Consider the following 17675-nt stretch of genomic DNA (forward strand, 5'->3'; position numbering starts at 1 on the left):
CCATGGCACGCACCTTCTACGTCAAGGCGATCTGGGACCCGGACGCACAGGTCTGGTGCAGCGAATCCGACATCCCCGGTCTGGTGCTTGAAACCGCGACCCTGGCCGAATTCGAAAGCTTGGCGCGTCAGTTCGCGTCCGAACTTCTGGCGGAAAACCTCGACATCCATGGCTCGACAGCTCTGCGATTTGAAGCTGTAGGTGGCTTTGAGGTTAATGCAGCTTAACTATGCTGGCGTATAACCCGACCTACTAAGATCGATGCGAGAGTCGGTCCCATCTAGGTCAGGCCATGCCCAAGGACTTCTATCCCGAACTGACCGCCCTCCTCCACGCCGCCGGCTGGCGACGTCTGGAGAACGCCAAGGGCAGCCACGAGAAATGGCGTCATCCCGAGGTAGCCCATACCGTCATCGTCCCGCGTTCCAAGAGCCGTCACACCGCCAACACCGTGCTTAAACAAGCCGGTCTGCCCAAGGCTTTCTGAACCCCGCTTGCCCCGCGGCGTTCACCGCTCTAGTTTCCGCCGCTTTCCGTAGCGCCAACCGCGCTTCTCCTCACGGACGCCTTATGGCCACGCACTACCTCGAATTCGAAAAGCCCATCGCCGAGCTGGAAGCCAAGATCGCGGAGCTGTCGCATCTGGCCCCGACCAGCGGCTCGTTCGAGACCGAGATCGCCGCCCTGCGCAAGAAGGCCGACGCCCTGCGCGTCAAGACCTACGCCAATCTCGACCCCTGGATGCGCACCCAGGTCGCGCGTCACCCGCAGCGCCCGCACCTTGTCGACTACCTCGAAGGCCTGTTCACCGACTTCGTCGAACTGCACGGCGACCGTCAGTTCGGCGACGATCAGGCGATCATTGGCGGTCTGGCTCGTTTCCGCGGTCAGCCAGTCGTGGTCATGGGTCATGAAAAGGGTCACGACACCCAGACCCGCATCACCCACAACTTCGGCATGGCTCGGCCGGAGGGCTATCGGAAGGCCGTGCGCCTGATGGACATGGCCGAGCAATTCGGCCTGCCGGTCCTGACCTTCGTCGACACCGCCGGCGCCTATCCGGGCCTGGGCGCCGAAGAACGTGGCCAGGCCGAGGCCATCGCCCGCTCGACCGAGCGCGGTCTGACCCTGGGCGTCCCCTCCATCGCCACAGTGACGGGCGAAGGCGGTTCGGGCGGCGCCATCGCCATCGCCGCCGCCAGCCGCGTGCTGATGCTTGAGCACTCCATCTATTCGGTCATCTCGCCCGAGGGCGCGGCCGGCATCCTTTGGCGCGACGGCGCTCGCGCCAAGGACGCCGCCATGGCCATGAAGATCACCGCCCCCGACCTCATGGCGATGAAGATCGTCGATCGCGTCATTCCAGAGCCCATGGGCGGCGCCCACACCGCGCGCGAGACGGCCATCCAATCGGTCGGCGATGTGCTGGAAGACGAGCTCAAGACCCTGTCCACGCTCTCGGCTGACGAAATCCGCAAGGCCCGCGCCGACCGCTTCTACGCCATTGGTCGTCTGGGCTGATCCTTCGCATTGCACGAGGGCCGCTGGCCGTCGAAGCTGACGCCATGCGATTCGGTCTCTCGCCCCTCCTGCACGTCAGGGCTTCTTCATGCGCGGCATGAACGGGGTCGGCGAGTCGCTGCGTGAAAGCGCGGTGTTCAATTTCAACGGCGCGGTGACCATGGTCATCGACGACTCGCCGTTTGCGCTGGAACTGACGGCCCAGGCCGTGCTCGGCTTCGGCATCAAGGTGCGCCATTCCTGCAGCAGCGCCGCCGAGGCCATCGCCGTCCTGCGCGACCATCCCGTCGATCTGATCCTGGTCGATTGCGAGATGCCGGGCATGAGCGGCTATGAGTTCGTGCGCTGGCTGCGCCGTTCGGGGCTGGAACCCAACGCCTTCGCGCCTGTCATTATGACCGCCGCCCACGTCCGCCGCTCCAAGGTGTCCGAGGCCCGTGACTGCGGAGCCAACTTCCTGATCACCAAGCCCTTCAGCGCCGGCGTTCTGCTGGAACGCATCGTCTGGGTGGCCCGGGACGCCCGCCCCTTCCTCGAGGTCGGCGACTATTTCGGCCCCGACCGCCGCTTCCGATCGGAACCATGGGAGGGGCTGGAGCGTCGTTCAGAGGAAATCCGCAAGGCTGAATTCGAGGCCCAACGCAGAGCGTCGATCGAACTATGACCGTCATCACGCACAATCGCCGCAAATCCCGCCTGTCGACCCTGATCGACCAGCCCGGCGGCGTCAGCGCCGGCGTCGCCCTGGCCCAGGCCAAGGCCAACCTGGCCGAAATGGAGGCACGCAGCCGCGCCGTGATTGAGGAACAGGTCGCCGCCCTTGCCGCGCTTCAGCCTGCTCCGACGCTTGAAGAAGCGGCTCGCCTGCTGGATCGGGCCTACGACCATTCCAGCGCCGTCATCGACGCTGCAGGCCCGTTCGAGTTGAAGGACCTGTGCGCCGCTGCCGCCAACCTGTGCGACCTGATCGACGCGGCGCCCGAGGACAGGCCCTTCGACTGGCGCATCGTCACCGTACACGCCCAAGCCCTGCGTCTGCTGCTGACGCTTCCAGCCGAAGCCGCCGAGGCCCGAACCCAGGTGCTGGCCAGCCTCAAGGACGTGCTGAAGGCCAAGGCGCCCGGCGGACCTCAGTCAGCCTGAGTCTGGGCTTTCGCGCCGCGCGTCTGCTTGCGCCACAGACTGGCGTATTCCCCGCCCTGACGCGCCACCAGCTCATGGTGCGCGCCACGCTCGACGATGCGCCCGGCCTTGAGCACCAGGATCTGCTCGGCGTCGACCACCGTCGACAGACGGTGGGCCACCACCAGGGTCGTGCGCCCCGTGCGCGCCTTCCTCAGAGTCTTCTGGATGGCGGCCTCCGTGCGGCTGTCCAGAGCGCTGGTCGCCTCGTCCAGGATCAGGATGCACGGGTCCGCAAGAAGCGCCCGGGCTATGCCTACTCGTTGACGCTCGCCACCTGACAGCTTCAGCCCTCGTTCGCCGACCCGCGTCTCCATGCCTTCGGGCAAGCCGCGAATGAAGTCGCTCAGCTCCGCCGCCTCGGCCGCCGCCCAGATGGCTGCGTCATCCGCGTCAGGCCGCGCAAAGGCGATGTTGGCGCGGATGCTGTCGTTGAACAGGGCGACATCCTGCGGCACCAGGGCCACCGCCGCCCGCAGCGAGGTCTGGGTGACAGCCCGCGCGTCCAGCCCGTCGATCAGCACCCGGCCTTCCTGGGGGTCCAGCAGGCGCAGCGCCAGTTTGACGATCGTCGACTTGCCAGCGCCCGAAGGCCCGACCAGAGCCGTGGTCGTTCCCGCCGGCGTGACAAAGCTGACGTCGTCCAGACCCGCCGCCCTGGCGTCATGCCGGAAGCCCACGTGATCGAACACGATCTCCGCCCCGCAGCCGCCGGTCGGACGCGGCAGGGTCACCGCGTCGGGCGCATCCGCCACCTGGGGCGCCTGCCGCGTCACCTTCAGCATCTCTTCCATGTCGATGAAGGATTGACGGATTTCCCGATAGGCGAAGCCCAGAATGTTCAGCGGCGCATAAAGCGAAATCATGATCAGTACCGCCGCCGTCACGTCGCCCGGCCCCATCCGTCCTGCCGCCGCCTCGAACCCGGCCATGACAGCCATGATCCCCAGGCCGACGTTCATGATCAGCCCCTGAACCAGGTTCAGCGTCGCCAGCGAGGTGTTGGCCTTCAACGCCGCGTCTACATAGGTCGACAGCGAGCGGTCATAGGCCTCGGCCGCCCGGCCCTCGGCCCCGAACGACTTGACCGTCTCATAGTTCAGCAGGGCGTCGACCGACAGGCCCGCCGCCTCGCTGTCGGCGGCGTTCATGGCGCGGCGATGCTCCAGCCGCCAGTTGGCCATGGCGAAGGTCGTTACCGCATAGACGGCAACCACCCCGATCGCCACCGCCCCAAAGCGCCAGTCGTACTTGCCGCTCAGCACCGCCGCCGCCAGCACAAGCTCGACCACCGTCGGTCCCAGGTTGAACACCAGAATCCGCAGGAGGAAGTCCACGGCCCGCGAGCCGCGATCCATGGTCCGCGACAGGGCGCCCGAGCGCTTGGTCTGATGGAAGTCCAGAGACAGGCTGAGCGCGTGCGCAAACGTTTCCGCCGCCGTCCTCCGCTGCGCCGCCGCCCGGGCCGGCGCGAACACGACGTCGGAGAGTTGCGGCGTCGCCGCCGACAGAAACCGCACCACAGCCCAGCCCACAGCGAAGGCGGCGAAGCCCCAGCCCACGGCCGCGGCGGCGCCCTGCCCCGCCGCCAGATGGTTGACCGCCGCGCCCAGGATCAACGGCGCCAGCACGCCCAGGCCCTTGCCCGCCAGCGTCAGCCCGATGGCTCCGGTGATGCGCCACGGCAGTTGCGGCGCGCCGGAGCGCCCGACCACGCGCAGCAGGTCCGTCAGCGCCTGCCAGGTGGGCGGCGCCTCCTGCTTCAATTCAGCCTGGCCGGCAGCCATGGCCTTGACGGTGGAGTCGCCCCGTCGGCCGGATCGTTCACCGCGCATGCTCATGCTCCAGCATATGGGCCGCGCCTTGCCGGAGCGAAAGCAACATTCAGTTCAGGCTCACGATGGCTTCCAGCAGCTCATCCACCGCGCCCTCGGTCGTCGCCCACGAGCAGACAAACCGCACAGAGCCATCATCAAATTGATAGCAGGCCCATCCCAGGGCGTTGAGCCGCTGATGCGCCTCGTCCGGCATTCGCACAAACACAGTGTTGGACTCGACAGGATGGGCCAGGACAAAGGGCGAGCGCTCCTCGATTCCGTCCGCCAGTCGCTGGGCCATCAGATTGGCGTGGGCCGCGCCCTCTTCCCAGGCCCCCGACTCCAGCAGCCCCAGGATCGGCGCAGCCAGGAACCGAGCCTTGGACGCCGTCTGCCCTGCCTGCTTCAAGCGATTGTCGATCCGCCGCGTCAGGCTCTTGTTGAAGATCACCAGGGCCTCAGCGCAGTTCGCCCCGGCCTTGGCCCCGCCGAACACCAGAACGTCCACGCCCAGACGCGGAATGTCCTTCGGATCGAAACCCGCCGCGACCGCATTGGCCAGCCGCGCGCCGTCCATGTGGACGCCCAGGCCCGCCAGTTTGGCTGGCTCTATCAGGTGGCGCAGCTCTTCCTCGGAATAGACTGCCCCGTATTCCGTGGCCTGGGTCACGCTCAGCGCGGCAGCCGGCTGGCGGTGGCCGACAACGGGTTCTTCCAGCGCGGCGTGCAGGGCCATGCCATCGATCTTGCCCGAATAGCCCGGCAGGCCGATCAGGCCGACGCCCTGGCCAAAGAAGCCCGGCGCTCCCGTCTCGTCGGTGCAGATATGGGCGGCGTGATGCGTCAGCACCGCCTCGTAGGGCTGGGCCAGCATGGAGACGGCGATGGCGTTCGCCGCCGTGCCGCTGAACACGAACCGAATCTCGGCGTCCGCGTCGAGGCGCTGACGGATCTGGTCCGCGGCGCGCGCCGTCGTCTCGTCCGCGCCATAGGCCCGTGCAAACCCGCTATTGGCCGCGACCAGCGCCTTCAGTGCGTCCGGCGCCATGCCGGCGGTGTTGTCGGATCCAAAGTCGTAGCGCACGCGTCATTCTTCCTGTTCTGCCGGCGCCATGACGACGCGAGCGAATTGGGCGTCCTTGGCCGGGACCTCGACCTGGTGCGGGAAGGGTATCTCGATTCCGGCGGCGTCCAGCGCCTCCTTGCCGCCCTGCATCAGGTCAGCCTGCGTCTGCCACCAGTCATTGACGTTGACCCAGGCGTGCAGCGTGATCTCGACGGAGCTGTCCAGCAACGCCGTCACCCCCGTCCACGGCGTCGGGTCCTTCAGCACCTTGGCGTGGGCGACGCCGACGCCCGCCAGCACATCACAGGCGTCCTTCAGATTCTCGCCATAACCAACCGTGAATTTGATCTCCACGCGGCGCGTTTTTTGACCGGTCAGGTTGATGATGACGTCGCTCAGCACCTTGGAGTTCGGGATGACGATCTTGTGGTTGTTGGCGTTCGACAACTGGGTCGTGAACAGGTCCAGCTTCTGCACCGTGCCCGAGGCCCCGCCGACGTCGATCACCTCGCCCACGCGATAGGGCCGCAGCATCAGCAGCATGACCCCCGCCGCCACGTTCGACAGCGTCCCCTGCAAGGCCAGACCAACCGCCAGCGAGGCTGCACCCAGCACCGCAATGATCGAGGTCGTCTGCACGCCCAGCCGCTGCAACACCGCGATCAGGCCGATGATGATGACCACGACCCGCACGACCTGGGCGGCGAAGCTGAGCACCGTCTGGTCATGACGGAAGGCGCGCATCCGCCCCAGCACCCGCCGCGTTGCGCCGGAAGCCCATCGCGCGACGAACAGGGTGGCGACGAAAATCAGCGTCGCGATGGTCAGATTGATCGCCAGATCGCCGGCCATGTCCGCCAGCTTGGCCACAATGGCGGCGTCGACTGTCAGTCGCTTCTCGCCGACGACTACAGCTTGGGTCAGGGTTTCGTGCAGGGAAGACATGCTCGAGGGTCTAACGCCTGTCCCCGCGAATGGAAGCCCCGCCGGTCAGGCATTCTCAGATGGGCATCCGCGTCAGGCGGCCTCCGCCGATTCCAATGCGACGGAAATCTGATGCAGAGCGATGCGCCCCCCCGGCGCCTGAGCCATCAGGCCGGCCAGGCTCCGGAAATCGATCGGCTTGTTCAGATAGGCGTCGGCTCCGGCGCTCATGCCGGCCTCATGATCCTCGTTCCGCGCCGACGCCGACAGAACGACGATGGGGGTGTCGACATTCGCGCCCGCCCCTTCGCGGATCATTCGTGTCGCCGTCAGCCCGTCCATAATGGGCATGTTCACGTCCATGATGATCAGGTCGAACCGTTGGTTCATCGCCATATCGACCGCCAGTTGGCCGTTCTCGGCCGTGCTGGTGCGGTGCCCTGCCGAGCCCATCCAGGCCTCCAGGATCATACGATTGACGGGGTGATCCTCGACCACCAGCACGTCCAGATGATCACCGCCCTCGACAGCGGCGTCGATCTCCCGGGCTTCCTCGGCGTGGGCCCATTCCACCACTTCGCCTTCGATCGACAGCGTGAAGGTCGAGCCTTCCCCCAGGCTGGAGGTCACCGTGATGTCGCCGCCCATGATGTGAGCCATGCGCCGGGCGATCGTCAGACCCAGCCCTGTGCCGCCGAATTTGCGCGTTGAGGAATTGTCCACCTGGGTAAACGGCTGGAACAGCCGCTCCAGGTCGTCACGCGAAATCCCCGAGCCGCTGTCGGTGACAGAGAACTCGAAACCGACCCGACGATCCGAGATGCGTCGCGCCTTGACCTTGTAGCGAATTTCGCCCTTGTCCGTAAATTTGACGGCGTTCGAAAGCAGGTTCTGCACCACCTGGCATACCCGAAGGGGATCGCCGCGCACCAGGGCCGGCATCTCTCCCTCGAACGTCGAGATCAGGGTCAGCCCCTTGGCTTCGGCCTGGGCCTCGAACGGCCCGGTGATGCGGCGGTGCAGGTCATCGACATGAATATCCACCACGTCAAAGCTCATCTTTCCGGCTTCGATCTTGGTCATGTCCAGGATGTCGTTCAGCAGGCTCAGGAGATTGTCGCCCGAGTTGCGGATGATCGACAGATATTCCCGCTGCGTGCCTTCCAGCCGGGTGGCGCTCAGAAGCTGGGCGGCCCCCAAGACGCCATTCATCGGCGTACGAAGCTCATGCGAAATAACCCCGAGGAAGCTGGACTTGGCCTCATTGGCCGCGTCGGCCTTGTCGCGGGCGGCCTCCAGTTCCTCGATCAGGTGGGCCTGATGCTCCTGAAACACCCGGATCCGCTCCTCGCGGAGCATCGTCATGGTGACCAGAACGAACAGGCTGGCGGCGGTGAAGGGCACCAGGGCGATGAATGGCCAGAACAGGGGTCCGCCCGCCAGGCTGGCGGCGATGGCTGCGGCCGCGACGCCATAGGGCGACGAGATCATGATGGCCTGACGCGGCGAACTGCGAAGCTGGGCGAAAACCAGCACATAGCCCGACACCAGCAGGGCGATGGCCAACTCATGTCCAAAGGCGGAGGGCGAGAACCAGGCCATGAGCGGCGCTACGGCCCAGACCGCCGTGGTCACGGTTGCAACGGCCGGAAAGACCATGCCCCAGCCGACGCCGACACGCTGGCTGACGCGTTTTTCGACTTCGCCGCGCAGCGCGCCGGCGGCCAGGGTGGCCACAAACCAGGTCAGGCCCGGCAGTAGCCCGACGGTCACGATGACGCCTATGGCCCAGCTGACGATGATCAGATAGCGCAGGTAATGAGTCTGCAGGATCGCGGTCAGCGCCTGCGCGGCCTCGCCCGGCGCTTGCCCGTCCAGCCCCTTGATCCCGTCACCCACCATTCGCACGCCCCCGCCCTTGCAAATAAGTCTGGGAGCGGACGCTAGGTTGAAGGTTCTAAGACGAAGTGAATACGTTGGTTTACGTAGCGTAACGGCAGAAGCTCAGTCGCCGTTCGCCTCGGATTTCGTCAGGGCGCGTACCGAGAGGGCGTGCACCGGACCGGCCAGCTCCTGGCTCAGAACGGCGTTGATCGCACGCTGGCGAGCGACACGGCCCTGGCCATCGAAGGCGTCTGCCACAATGGTAAGCTGGAAATGGCTTTCGCCGCCGTCGCGGGCGTCCATGCCGCCTTCGTGATGGTGGCCCGCGTGTTTCCAGCTGTCGTCTTCCAGGTCAATTCGCTCAGGGGCGAAGGCCGCCGTCAATTTTTCGCGGATAAGTGCGGCAATAGGGCCATCTGGCATCGGTCGTTCCTTGAAGCTGTCCAAATCAAGCTTACACTCGGGCCGATGTCCGCGTCATTTGAATACAAACCTCGCTTCACCGACATTCGAGTGAAGCCGCCCAAGCCCGACGAGGAGAAGGCCGAGGCCGACGTCCTGCATCGGAAAAAGGGTGAGAAGTCGTGCGAGTGGCCTGACTGCAGCCGCCCCGCCACCGCCAAGGCGCCCAAATCGCGTGAGCAGCTCGCCGACTTCTACGAGTTTTGTCAGGCCCATGCAGGCCAGTACAACAAGGGCTGGAACTTCTACGCCGGCATGAGCGAGGGCCAGATTCGCGCCGCGCAGGAAAATGAGGCCATGACCGGCGGCCGCCCCACCTGGGAGATGAAGGCCGGCAAGAACACGCGCGAAGCCGCCGCCTTCGCCGCCAAGATGGGCACGGCCAACAACCAGGGCGCCGGCTCATGGCGCGACAGCTTCGGCTTGTTCGGCCGCCGCACCCAAGAGCAGGCTGGCCCGGCTGCAGCCGAAGTCCATCGCATCGGCAAGATAGAACTCGCAGCCCTGACCGACCTGGACCTCAAGCCCGGCGCGGACAAGGCCGCGATCAAGGCGCGCTATCACGAGATGCTGAAACGCTTTCACCCTGACACCAACGGCGGCGACCGCGGCGCCGAGGCCAAGCTTCAGAGCGTGATCAAGGCCTGGAAGGTTTTGAAGAAGGCCGGGCACGCCTGAGACTTCTCAGCAGGCCCCCCGGCTTTTGTGGTCCGTCGATGCGCGTCACGTTCTCGCCCGCGCCGTCCCAGATCTCAGCAAAGGCGCTGCCGGCCTCGTCCAGCATCATGCGTCGCGTTTCGCTGACGGCTTCCGGCCAACTGTCCGCATCCAGAGCGAACATGTGAGGCGTGCCCTCAGGTGCGTCATAAACATAGCAGAAGTACTGCACGTTCGTATGCATGGCCCTCTTCCCCGACGGAAGCTATGGACAAACTATTAACACCCACTTGTGGATTACACGAATCACAGAACCGTTGTTTCTGAACGACTGACACCCATATCCGGGACCTTGGATCACCAAAGGAGCCGCCTCATGGAAGTCTTGTACCGCGCCCACGCCACGGCATCGGGAGGCGGCCGCGACGAGGGCCGCTCCGCCACCGACGACGGCAAGATCGATGTCCGCCTGTCGGTCCCCACCGAGATGGGGGGCAAGGGCGGCGATGGGACCAATCCCGAACAGCTCTTCGCCACCGGCTACGCCGCCTGCTACCTCGGCGCCCTGCGCCTGGTCTCGGGCAAGGCTGGCACACCCGTGGGACCAGACACCAAGGTTCAGGCCGGCGTCGGCTTCGGCAAGAACACGCGGGGCGAAGGCTTCAACCTCGACGTCTCCCTCACGATCACCGACCACGGCCTCGATCAGGCGGTGATCGACGACCTGATCCACAAGGCGCATCAGGTCTGCCCCTACTCCAACGCCACGCGCGGCAATGTCGACGTAGCGCTTTCCGCTGAATAAGCGACACTACCGCCCTCGCGCGTGTTGAGCCGCGCGCGTGAGGGCACTAGATGAGGTCCATGACCTCTCCTCTCGACGCCTCGCCCGATCCCCTGGTCACGCTGGAGCCGCACCGCAAGGTGACGGTCAGGGAGGCGTTCGGCGTCGATTCCGACATGGTCGTGCCCGCCTTCGACACGCGCGACAGCCATGTGCCCGAGATCGACGAATCCTATCGCTTCGATCCGCAGACCACTCTGGCCATCTGCGCCGGCTTCGCCTTCGACCGCCGCGTCATGGTTCAGGGCTATCACGGCACCGGCAAGTCGACCCACATCGAGCAGGTCGCCGCCCGCCTGAACTGGCCCCTGGTCCGCGTGAACCTGGACAGCCACATCAGCCGCATCGACCTGATCGGCAAGGACGCCATCGTCCTCAAGGACGGCAAGCAGATCACAGAGTTCCGCGAAGGCATCCTGCCTTGGTCGCTGCAACGCCCGGTCGCCCTGGTCTTCGACGAATACGACGCCGGCCGTCCTGACGTCATGTTCGTGATCCAGCGCGTGCTGGAGGCCCAGGGCCGCCTGACCCTGCTGGACCAGAACCGCGTCATCCGTCCGAACCGCTGGTTCCGCCTGTTCTCGACCACCAACACCATCGGTCTGGGCGACACCTCGGGCCTGTATCACGGCACCCAGCAGATCAATCAGGGTCAGATGGATCGCTGGAATATTGTCACGACGCTGAACTACCTCGACCACGACGTCGAAGCCGAGATCGTCGCCGCCAAGATTCCCGAGTGGAACGATACTGAGGGCAAACGCCGCATCGCCGCCATGGTCCGGGTCGCCGACATGACCCGCAACGCCTTCATGAACGGCGACATCTCGACCGTCATGTCGCCCCGCACGGTCATCACCTGGGCCCAGAACGCCATTATCTTCGGCGGCGATCTGGCGCTCTCCTTCCGCCTGACCTTCCTGAACAAGTGCGACGAGCTGGAACGCCCCACCATCGCCGAGTTCTACCAACGCGCCTTCGGCGAGGACCTGCCCGAAGCCGCGACGCGCGTGAAAATCGGCTGATTACTGATTGTTCCGGCGACCGAAGGCCGCAGCCGCGTAACCGTCACATTAGCTTGACGGCGTTGTCGTCTGCGCCCGCTCTAAGCGGCCTCGAACCAATCGGAGTCGTCTTATGCGTCTGCAGCGCCGTCAACTGATCTCGACCGGGGCTGCGGCCTTCGCCTTCGCCGGCTTTGCTCGCAACGTCCACGCCCAATCGGCGGGCGAAGAAAGCTACGTCAATCAGGTCGAGGGCTATGGCCCGCTGAAGGCCGACCCCAACGGCCTGCTCGATCTGCCCGAGGGCTTTTCCTATCAGGTCATCTCCCAGAGCGGCGAGACGATGGACGACGGCCTGCTGGTCCCCGGTCAGCCGGACGGCATGGGCTGCTTCCCCCTGAGCCCGACCACGGTCGCCCTGGTCCGTAACCATGAGCTGAAAGGCTCCAAGGCGCTTCATCGCAACATGGGACCCGGCGGCTTTCATCATGAGCGCCTTGGCCTGCTGGACGCCTCCAAGGCCTACGACACCTACAAGGACGGCCGCGCCCTGCCCGGCGGCACTACGACCCTGGTCTATGACCTCGAGACCCGCCAGACGGTGCGCCAGCACCTGTCGCTGATCGGCACCTCGACCAACTGCTGCGGCGGCCACACCCCCTGGGGCAGTTGGCTGACCTGCGAGGAGACGGTCGAGACCCCCGCCGACGCCGACGTGACCAAGGCCCACGGCTGGGTGTTCGAGGTCCCCGCCAATGCGACCGGCCTGGTCGATCCCGTGCCGCTGAAGGCCATGGGCCGCTTCGATCACGAAGCCGTCTGCATCGACCCGCGCACCGGCATCGCCTACCTGACCGAGGATCAGGGCGACGGCCTCTTCTATCGCTTCATCCCCACGGTTCCAGGCCAGTTGGCGCGTGGCGGTCGGCTGCAAGCCATGGCCTTCAAGGGGCAGGCCGGCGCCGACAGTTCCAACCACGACGCTCGCATCTGGTCGGTCAACGACTGGCGCGAGGTCGAGTGGATCGACATGGACGACGTCGAGGATCCGGCCGGCGACCTGCGCCTACGCGGCCATGCGGCGGGCGCCGTCAAGGTGGCGCGGGGCGAAGGCGTCTTCTGGGGCGAGAACGAGCTCTACCTGACCGCCACCTCGGGCGGGCCGCTACGCCGCGGCCAGATCATGCGCTACGTCCCCTCGCCCGACGAAGGCGGCGCGGACGAGGCCCGTACGCCGGGCCGCATCCAGCTGTTCGTCGAAAGCACCGACCTGCGCACCATGAACATGGGCGACAACCTGTGCATCGCACCCTGGGGCCACCTGATCGTCTGCGAGGACAACTATTCCGACGAGGTGCGCAACCATATCAAGGGCGTAACCCCCGACGGCCGCCTCTACACCATCGCCCGCAACGTCTTCACCGGGAACTCGGAGTTCGCCGGGGCCGTGTTCTCGCCGGACGGAGACGTCCTGTTCGTGAACATCATGTACCCCGGCCTGACCCTGGCGATCAGAGGCCCGTGGAACGCGGTCCGCTCATGAACAGGCGCGGGCGCGAGCGGCGAACCAGCCACAGGTTGACCGTCGCCGCGCCAAGCACCAGCGCCGCAACCGCCTGGTGCAACGTCCCCAGAGCGATGGGCACGGCGTGCATCAGTGTCAAAACGCCCAGTCCCGCCTGAAGCCACAGCAATCCCGCCATGACGAAGGCCGACAGACCCAGCCCCTCGGCCAGCCGCCAACGCCAGGCGTGGATCGCATAGGCCGTGCCGCCCGCCAGCAGCAGATAGGCGCCGATGCGGTGATTGAACTGCACCAGTCCCTGATCGTGCAGGAAGGCGATCGCCCCCTTGCCCCACTCGACCGGCGGAAACACCGCACCGTTCATCATCGGCCAGTCGGTATAGATCAGCCCCGCCTTGGCCCCGGCCACCAGCCCGCCCAGCAGGCACTGAACGAAGATCGCGCCTACCAGCAGCCCTGCGCCCCAGGTCCAGCCGCGCGGCGACCGCGAATGGTCTGATCCGCTCCAGGCCTCCAGCCCGGTCCAGATCAGACCGGCGAAGATCAGGAAGGCCAGACCCAGGTGGGTCGCCAGACGTTCCGGGGCCACATCGACCCGCTCCGACAGACCGCTGGACACCATCCACCAGCCGATCAGGCCCTGAAGCCCGCCCAGTCCCAGCAGGATCAGGCAGCGCACGATCAACCGCTTCGGCATCCGCCGCAGCAGCAAGAAGATGGCGAAAGGCACCGCGAAGACCAAGCCGATCAGACGCCCGACCAGCCGGTGCAGCCATTCCCACCAGAAGATGCCCTGAAACTCGCCCAGGCTCATGCCGGCGTTGACCTGGGCGTACTGCGGAATGGTCTTGTACTTCTCGAAGGCGTCCGCCCACTGGGCGTCGCTCAACGGCGGGATGGCCCCCATGATGGGCTTCCACTCGGTGATCGACAGGCCCGAGCCCGTCAGGCGCGTCACGCCGCCAATGACCACCATGGCGAAGACCATGGCCGCACTGAAGAACAGCCACAACGCCACCGCGCGGCTGCGATCCTGATTTACAAAACGGTTCATTCGACGCCTGCCGTTCGCCCCGATACACTGTCGCCAAACCCACCGGGCGACCGGGGCGGTATGCCCCCCAAGCGCGGCAAGATCGAGTCGCTTTCGACGCCACGGCGTCGCACCATTCTGAAGGAGCGCCCGTGGCGCCATATGCGGATATCGCCGTCGCCGTCGTCGGCGCCCTGGCCCTGGCCTGGATCGCCGATCTGTTGACCGGCCGTCGCGGCCTGGGCGGGACCAGTCTGGTCGCGGCGATCGGCGCAGGCTGCGGCGCCTTTCTGGCCATCCGCGTCTTCGCTGTGGCGGCGCTGGGCGACTGGATCTGGGTCATCTGGTCGATGGTCGCCGCAGTGGTCTGCCTGGTCGCCTTCTTCCTGTTCAGGAGCAAGCGCTGATGCCGCCGCGCGCCCGCCGATTCGTCGCCACCCTCGGCGTCCTGTTCTTTCTGGCCTTCTGGGTCTGGGGCGCGGTGGCGATCAATGACCGCCTGCCGGACATCTGGTGGCTGGACCTGATCTTCTTCGCCGTCGCCGGCATCGGCTGGGGCATTCCCCTGATCCCGCTGCTGCGCTGGGCCGAGCGCGAACCCGACGCGAAATAGTCCAGAATTGCAAAAGGGGCCGCCCGAAAGCGACCCCTTTAACCAACCGATTTCCCTTGGGAAATGGTCGGAGCGACAGGATTCGAACCTGCGACCCCTTGACCCCCAGTCAAGTGCGCTACCAGGCTGCGCCACGCTCCGAAGGCGCTCCGTATAGACGGCGATTCCGCAGTCCGCAAACGCTAAAACGCTCTTCGAACAACAAGTTCTCGCTAGCGCTGCAGAACGGCTTCCAGACGCGCCTTCGCCGACTCCAGGTCGGCCAGAATGGCGCCGAGGCGGGCAGGCTCGAAAGGCGCGGCGATGGGCGCGGGCGCCTCCCGCTCCACATCCGCGTCGATTTCCAGCGTCGTCGTCGGATCGCCATAGGCCGCCAGTCGCGCCAGCCCCTGCTCTTTATGCAGACGCTGAACCCCGCGAATCGTCAGCCCTTCGTCGTGGAGCAGCCGGCGAACGCCTTTCAGCAGCGTGACGTCCTCAGGCCGATAGAAGCGACGTCCGCCCGCACGCTTGACCGGGGCGACGAAGTCGAACTTCGTCTCCCAGAAACGCAGGACGTGTTGCGGCGCGCCGACTTCATCGGCGGCCTCTGAAATGGTGCGAAAGGCGTTTGGGCTTTTGGCCACGCTAACTAGTCCTCGACGACGGCGCCGTGGACGCGGCTCTTCATGATCTGCGAGGCGCGGAAGCTGATGACCCGGCGAGGATTGATCGCCGCAGGTTCACCCGTCTTGGGGTTGCGGCCCATCCGGGCGCGCTTCTCTCGCACCTGAAACACGCCGAATCCGGACAGTTTCACCATCTCGCCTCGCTCAAGCGATTCGACGACCAGTTCGAGCGTGCGCTCGACCAGGCCGGAACATTCCTGGCGAGACAGGCCCACCTCGTCATGCACCGCCTCGCACAAATCCGCCCGGGTCAGGGTCTGTTGTCCCGTCACTGCGTCTCTCCGCTGCCAATCCGCACGCATAGAAGGGCAAAGTCGCCCCGAATCAAAGCCCTGAATGCAAATCAGAGACGGAAGGCGCAGGCGCCCCAGGTCAGACCGCCGCCCATCGCCTCGATCAGCACCAGATCGCCGCGCTTGATGCGCCCGTCCTTGATAGCCGCATCCATCGCCAGAGGGATCGACGCCGCCGAGGTGTTGGCGTGCATGGCCACGGTCGAGATGACCTTGTTCTCGTCCAGGCCCAGACGATCGCCGACGCCCTTGAGGATGCGCTGGTTGGCCTGGTGCGGCACGAACCAGTCGATCTCGGGGATTTCGACGCCAGCCGCTTCGGCCGCGCCGACGATGGCTTCGGCGATGTTGACCACGGCGTGGCGGAAGACCTGATTGCCCAGCATCTTCAGATGGCCCACCGTGCCGGTCGTGGAGGGACCGCCGTCGACATAGAGCATGTCCGACTTGGTGCCGTCGCAGCGCAGAGCGAAGCCCAGCACGCCCTGATCGGCCTTGGTCCCCTGCCCTTCGCGCGGTTCGACGACAAAGGCTCCAGCGCCGTCGCCGAACAGGACGCAGGTGGTCCGATCGTTCCAGTCCATCAGCCGGGTCATTTCCTCGGCGCCGATGACCAGGGCGCACTTGGCCATGCCGCGCGCGACGAAGCCGTCGGCCACGCTCATGGCGTAGACGAAGCCCGAGCAGACGGCCTGAACGTCAAAGGCGATGCCCACCGGCGCGCCCAGCTTGGCCTGCACGATGGCGGCGGTGGCGGGGAAGGTCTTGTCCGGGGTCGTGGTGGCGACAATGATCAAGTCGACGTCAGCCGCAGTCTTGCCGGCGTCGGCCAGGGCGCGACGCGCGGCCTCGACGGCCAGGTCGCTGGTCGGCTCGTCGTCGCGGGCCTGATGCCGCTGATGGATGCCGGTGCGCTCGACGATCCACTCGTCCGAGGTGTCGACGAACTTGGCCAGGTCGGCGTTGGTGACGACCTTCTCCGGCAGGAAGGAACCGACGCCGGTCACGGCGCTGCGGATAACGCTCACTGGTGGGTCTCCCCGATGGTTTTGGCGACGGGCGCAGGCTGATCCAGGGCGGCGAGCCGTCCCAGATTGGCCCCGACCTTGGCCATGTAGTCGCTACGCGCCAGATCGACGGCGATGCGGATGGCGTTTCCATAACCGCGCGGCGTGGCGCCGCCGTGGCTTTTCACGACAATTCCGTTCAGGCCCAACAGAGGCCCGCCGTTGATGGCGTTGGGGTCGATCTTCGCCGCCATGCGCTTAAGCGCCGGCATGGCGATCAGGGCGCCCAGCTTGGCGATAGGGCCAGAGGTCAGCGCCTCTTTCAGCAGGCCAGAGATGAACCGCGCCGTGCCCTCGGCCGTCTTCAGGGCGATATTGCCAGTGAAGCCGTCGGTGACGATCACGTCCACCGTGCCCTTGGCGATGTCGTCGCCTTCGACGAAGCCGTGATAGTTCAGCGGGATGCCGCCCTCGCGCAGGATGGCGTGGGCTTCGCGGACCTCATCGTGGCCCTTCATGTCCTCGGAACCGACGTTCAGCAGACCCACAGTCGGCTTGGCCACGCCGTGGACCGCCGCCTGGAAGGCCTCGCCCATGATGGCGAATTCGATCAGTTGCTTGGCGTCGCTGCCGATATTGGCGCCCACGTCCAGAACGGCCGTATAGCCGCGCGCCGTCGGCCAGCTGGCGACGATGGCCGGGCGCTCCAGTCCCGGCGCAGCCATACGCAGCAGCAGCTTGGAGATAGCCATCAGGGCCCCGGTGTTGCCGGCGGAGACCGCGGCCTTGGCCTCGCCCGTCTTCACCGCCTCGATGGCGTTCCACAGGCTGGAGCCCTTGCCCCGGCGCATGGCCTGGGCCGGTTTTTCGTCCATGGCCACGACCTTGTCCGTGTGGCGCACGTCGCAGACGGCGTCGGTCAGGCCGCAGCGCGTCAGCTCGGCGCGAATCGCCGCCTCGTCGCCATGCAGCAGGAAACGCACGCCGTCGCCGTCATGACGCGCGAGATAGTCCTTCACGCCGCCGACCACGACCGAGGGACCGTGGTCCCCCCCCATGGCGTCGAGCGAGATCAGTGTTGGGGATGCCAAGTGGAAATGGACTCCGTCGCCGTCTTGTCGCGGCGTGATATAGGGATGCAGAACGCAAATGTCGCACCCTTGGGATGCTACCGG

General features: G+C 66.0%; 22 protein-coding genes and 1 tRNA gene. 11 read left to right on the top strand and 12 right to left on the bottom strand.

Translation table 11 applies throughout. From position 1 onward, the window contains the following. Window positions 1-2 precede the first annotated feature (2 nt). The 5 genes from ACOZBP_RS03750 to ACOZBP_RS03770 all read left to right on the top strand — a co-directional run bounded on the left by ACOZBP_RS03750 (window position 3) and on the right by ACOZBP_RS03770 (window position 2664). Entirely contained in the window at window positions 3-227 is a 225-nt protein-coding gene (locus tag ACOZBP_RS03750; protein WP_422675106.1) for a DUF1902 domain-containing protein, read from the top strand. 65 nt (window positions 228-292) lie between these two features. Further along, window positions 293-487, top strand: a complete 195-nt coding sequence (locus ACOZBP_RS03755) for a type II toxin-antitoxin system HicA family toxin (RefSeq protein WP_422675107.1) — start codon at window positions 293-295, stop codon at window positions 485-487. An 83-nt stretch (window positions 488-570) separates the two neighbouring features. Next, window positions 571-1521 carry an acetyl-CoA carboxylase carboxyltransferase subunit alpha gene (locus ACOZBP_RS03760; protein ID WP_422675108.1) on the top strand — a complete coding sequence of 317 codons (951 nt, stop codon included), beginning with the start codon at window positions 571-573 and terminating at the stop codon, window positions 1519-1521. Between the two features lie 88 nt (window positions 1522-1609). Then, entirely contained in the window at window positions 1610-2185 is a 576-nt protein-coding gene (locus ACOZBP_RS03765; RefSeq protein WP_422675109.1) for a response regulator, read from the top strand. Continuing rightward, entirely contained in the window at window positions 2182-2664 is a 483-nt protein-coding gene (locus tag ACOZBP_RS03770) for a chemotaxis protein CheE (protein ID WP_422675110.1), read from the top strand. Before ACOZBP_RS03765 ends, ACOZBP_RS03770 begins: the two co-directional genes overlap by 4 nt. Here the strand turns inward: ACOZBP_RS03770 and ACOZBP_RS03775 are convergent. The 5 genes from ACOZBP_RS03775 to ACOZBP_RS03795 all read right to left on the bottom strand — a co-directional run bounded on the left by ACOZBP_RS03775 (window position 2652) and on the right by ACOZBP_RS03795 (window position 8817). Next, window positions 2652-4538: an ABCB family ABC transporter ATP-binding protein/permease gene (locus ACOZBP_RS03775; RefSeq protein ID WP_422675111.1), complete on the bottom strand. Its 1887-nt coding sequence runs from the start codon at window positions 4536-4538 to the stop codon at window positions 2652-2654. The genes ACOZBP_RS03770 and ACOZBP_RS03775 overlap by 13 nt on opposite strands. A 49-nt stretch (window positions 4539-4587) precedes the next feature. After that, window positions 4588-5604, bottom strand: coding sequence for a threonine aldolase family protein (locus ACOZBP_RS03780; RefSeq protein ID WP_422675112.1), 1017 nt, complete (start codon window positions 5602-5604; stop codon window positions 4588-4590). 3 nt (window positions 5605-5607) lie between these two features. After that, entirely contained in the window at window positions 5608-6531 is a 924-nt protein-coding gene (locus ACOZBP_RS03785; RefSeq protein ID WP_422675113.1) for a mechanosensitive ion channel family protein, read from the bottom strand. Window positions 6532-6603: 72 nt separating this feature from the next. After that, complete coding sequence (locus ACOZBP_RS03790) at window positions 6604-8412, bottom strand: ATP-binding protein (RefSeq protein WP_422675114.1); 1809 nt, start codon at window positions 8410-8412, stop codon at window positions 6604-6606. A 102-nt stretch (window positions 8413-8514) separates the two neighbouring features. Beyond that, window positions 8515-8817, bottom strand: coding sequence for a BolA family protein (locus ACOZBP_RS03795; RefSeq protein ID WP_422675485.1), 303 nt, complete (start codon window positions 8815-8817; stop codon window positions 8515-8517). Window positions 8818-8862: 45 nt separating this feature from the next. On the opposite strand from ACOZBP_RS03795, the gene ACOZBP_RS03800 reads away from it, so the two are divergent. After that, window positions 8863-9534, top strand: coding sequence for a J domain-containing protein (locus ACOZBP_RS03800; protein WP_422675115.1), 672 nt, complete (start codon window positions 8863-8865; stop codon window positions 9532-9534). On the opposite strand, the gene ACOZBP_RS03805 is transcribed toward ACOZBP_RS03800, so the two are convergent. After that, on the bottom strand, window positions 9494-9757 hold the full coding sequence (locus tag ACOZBP_RS03805) for a hypothetical protein (protein ID WP_422675116.1): 264 nt from the start codon (window positions 9755-9757) through the stop codon (window positions 9494-9496). The two genes, ACOZBP_RS03800 and ACOZBP_RS03805, sit on opposite strands and share 41 nt — an antisense overlap. A 132-nt stretch (window positions 9758-9889) precedes the next feature. On the opposite strand from ACOZBP_RS03805, the gene ACOZBP_RS03810 reads away from it, so the two are divergent. The 3 genes from ACOZBP_RS03810 to ACOZBP_RS03820 all read left to right on the top strand — a co-directional run bounded on the left by ACOZBP_RS03810 (window position 9890) and on the right by ACOZBP_RS03820 (window position 12904). Beyond that, a complete protein-coding gene (locus ACOZBP_RS03810; RefSeq protein WP_422675117.1) occupies window positions 9890-10318 on the top strand; it encodes an organic hydroperoxide resistance protein in 429 nt (142 codons plus the stop codon). Between the two features lie 59 nt (window positions 10319-10377). Next, window positions 10378-11382 (top strand): cobaltochelatase subunit CobS, encoded by a 1005-nt coding sequence (gene cobS, locus ACOZBP_RS03815; RefSeq protein WP_422675118.1) that lies wholly within the window; start codon window positions 10378-10380, stop codon window positions 11380-11382. 112 nt (window positions 11383-11494) lie between these two features. Next, window positions 11495-12904, top strand: a complete 1410-nt coding sequence (locus ACOZBP_RS03820; protein WP_422675119.1) for an alkaline phosphatase PhoX — start codon at window positions 11495-11497, stop codon at window positions 12902-12904. Here ACOZBP_RS03820 and ACOZBP_RS03825 read toward each other — a convergent pair. After that, the gene (locus tag ACOZBP_RS03825) at window positions 12873-13940 is read right to left on the bottom strand and encodes a COX15/CtaA family protein (RefSeq protein WP_422675120.1); all 1068 of its coding nucleotides are present in this window, start codon (window positions 13938-13940) and stop codon (window positions 12873-12875) included. The genes ACOZBP_RS03820 and ACOZBP_RS03825 overlap by 32 nt on opposite strands. Before the next feature lie 131 nt (window positions 13941-14071). Here ACOZBP_RS03825 and ACOZBP_RS03830 point away from each other — a divergent pair, with 131 nt between their 5' ends. Further along, window positions 14072-14326, top strand: coding sequence for a transglycosylase (locus ACOZBP_RS03830; RefSeq protein ID WP_422675121.1), 255 nt, complete (start codon window positions 14072-14074; stop codon window positions 14324-14326). Then, entirely contained in the window at window positions 14326-14532 is a 207-nt protein-coding gene (locus tag ACOZBP_RS03835; protein WP_422675122.1) for a DUF2842 domain-containing protein, read from the top strand. Before ACOZBP_RS03830 ends, ACOZBP_RS03835 begins: the two co-directional genes overlap by 1 nt. 64 nt (window positions 14533-14596) lie before the next feature. On the opposite strand, the gene ACOZBP_RS03840 is transcribed toward ACOZBP_RS03835, so the two are convergent. The 5 genes from ACOZBP_RS03840 to plsX form a co-directional block, all read right to left on the bottom strand. Further along, window positions 14597-14673: transfer RNA gene (locus tag ACOZBP_RS03840), tRNA-Pro, on the bottom strand. A gap of 71 nt (window positions 14674-14744) precedes the next feature. Beyond that, the gene (locus tag ACOZBP_RS03845) at window positions 14745-15158 is read right to left on the bottom strand and encodes a MerR family transcriptional regulator (protein ID WP_422675123.1); all 414 of its coding nucleotides are present in this window, start codon (window positions 15156-15158) and stop codon (window positions 14745-14747) included. A gap of 5 nt (window positions 15159-15163) precedes the next feature. Beyond that, window positions 15164-15472 carry an integration host factor subunit alpha gene (locus tag ACOZBP_RS03850; protein ID WP_292033855.1) on the bottom strand — a complete coding sequence of 103 codons (309 nt, stop codon included), beginning with the start codon at window positions 15470-15472 and terminating at the stop codon, window positions 15164-15166. 71 nt (window positions 15473-15543) lie between these two features. Continuing rightward, window positions 15544-16521, bottom strand: a complete 978-nt coding sequence (locus tag ACOZBP_RS03855; RefSeq protein WP_422675124.1) for a beta-ketoacyl-ACP synthase III — start codon at window positions 16519-16521, stop codon at window positions 15544-15546. Then, window positions 16518-17591 carry a phosphate acyltransferase PlsX gene (gene plsX / locus ACOZBP_RS03860; RefSeq protein WP_422675125.1) on the bottom strand — a complete coding sequence of 358 codons (1074 nt, stop codon included), beginning with the start codon at window positions 17589-17591 and terminating at the stop codon, window positions 16518-16520. Before plsX ends, ACOZBP_RS03855 begins: the two co-directional genes overlap by 4 nt. Between the last annotated feature and the right edge of the window lie 84 nt (window positions 17592-17675).

Origin of the sequence: Brevundimonas sp. NPDC058933, assembly GCF_049315965.1 — a bacterium.
In the GTDB taxonomy this organism is placed as follows: domain Bacteria; phylum Pseudomonadota; class Alphaproteobacteria; order Caulobacterales; family Caulobacteraceae; genus Brevundimonas.

Coding starts and splice junctions, on each gene's coding strand:
- ACOZBP_RS03795 (WP_422675485.1), bottom strand. CDS start 8,817: ATGCCAGATGGCCCTATTGCCGCACTTATCCGCGAAAAATTGACGGCG.
- ACOZBP_RS03835 (WP_422675122.1), top strand. CDS start 14,326: ATGCCGCCGCGCGCCCGCCGATTCGTCGCCACCCTCGGCGTCCTGTTC.
- cobS (WP_422675118.1), top strand. CDS start 10,378: ATGACCTCTCCTCTCGACGCCTCGCCCGATCCCCTGGTCACGCTGGAG.
- ACOZBP_RS03785 (WP_422675113.1), bottom strand. CDS start 6,531: ATGTCTTCCCTGCACGAAACCCTGACCCAAGCTGTAGTCGTCGGCGAG.
- ACOZBP_RS03755 (WP_422675107.1), top strand. CDS start 293: ATGCCCAAGGACTTCTATCCCGAACTGACCGCCCTCCTCCACGCCGCC.
- ACOZBP_RS03800 (WP_422675115.1), top strand. CDS start 8,863: ATGTCCGCGTCATTTGAATACAAACCTCGCTTCACCGACATTCGAGTG.
- ACOZBP_RS03770 (WP_422675110.1), top strand. CDS start 2,182: ATGACCGTCATCACGCACAATCGCCGCAAATCCCGCCTGTCGACCCTG.
- ACOZBP_RS03750 (WP_422675106.1), top strand. CDS start 3: ATGGCACGCACCTTCTACGTCAAGGCGATCTGGGACCCGGACGCACAG.
- ACOZBP_RS03765 (WP_422675109.1), top strand. CDS start 1,610: ATGCGCGGCATGAACGGGGTCGGCGAGTCGCTGCGTGAAAGCGCGGTG.
- ACOZBP_RS03790 (WP_422675114.1), bottom strand. CDS start 8,412: ATGGTGGGTGACGGGATCAAGGGGCTGGACGGGCAAGCGCCGGGCGAG.
- ACOZBP_RS03760 (WP_422675108.1), top strand. CDS start 571: ATGGCCACGCACTACCTCGAATTCGAAAAGCCCATCGCCGAGCTGGAA.
- ACOZBP_RS03820 (WP_422675119.1), top strand. CDS start 11,495: ATGCGTCTGCAGCGCCGTCAACTGATCTCGACCGGGGCTGCGGCCTTC.
- ACOZBP_RS03805 (WP_422675116.1), bottom strand. CDS start 9,757: ATGCATACGAACGTGCAGTACTTCTGCTATGTTTATGACGCACCTGAG.
- ACOZBP_RS03825 (WP_422675120.1), bottom strand. CDS start 13,940: ATGAACCGTTTTGTAAATCAGGATCGCAGCCGCGCGGTGGCGTTGTGG.
- ACOZBP_RS03775 (WP_422675111.1), bottom strand. CDS start 4,538: ATGCGCGGTGAACGATCCGGCCGACGGGGCGACTCCACCGTCAAGGCC.
- ACOZBP_RS03810 (WP_422675117.1), top strand. CDS start 9,890: ATGGAAGTCTTGTACCGCGCCCACGCCACGGCATCGGGAGGCGGCCGC.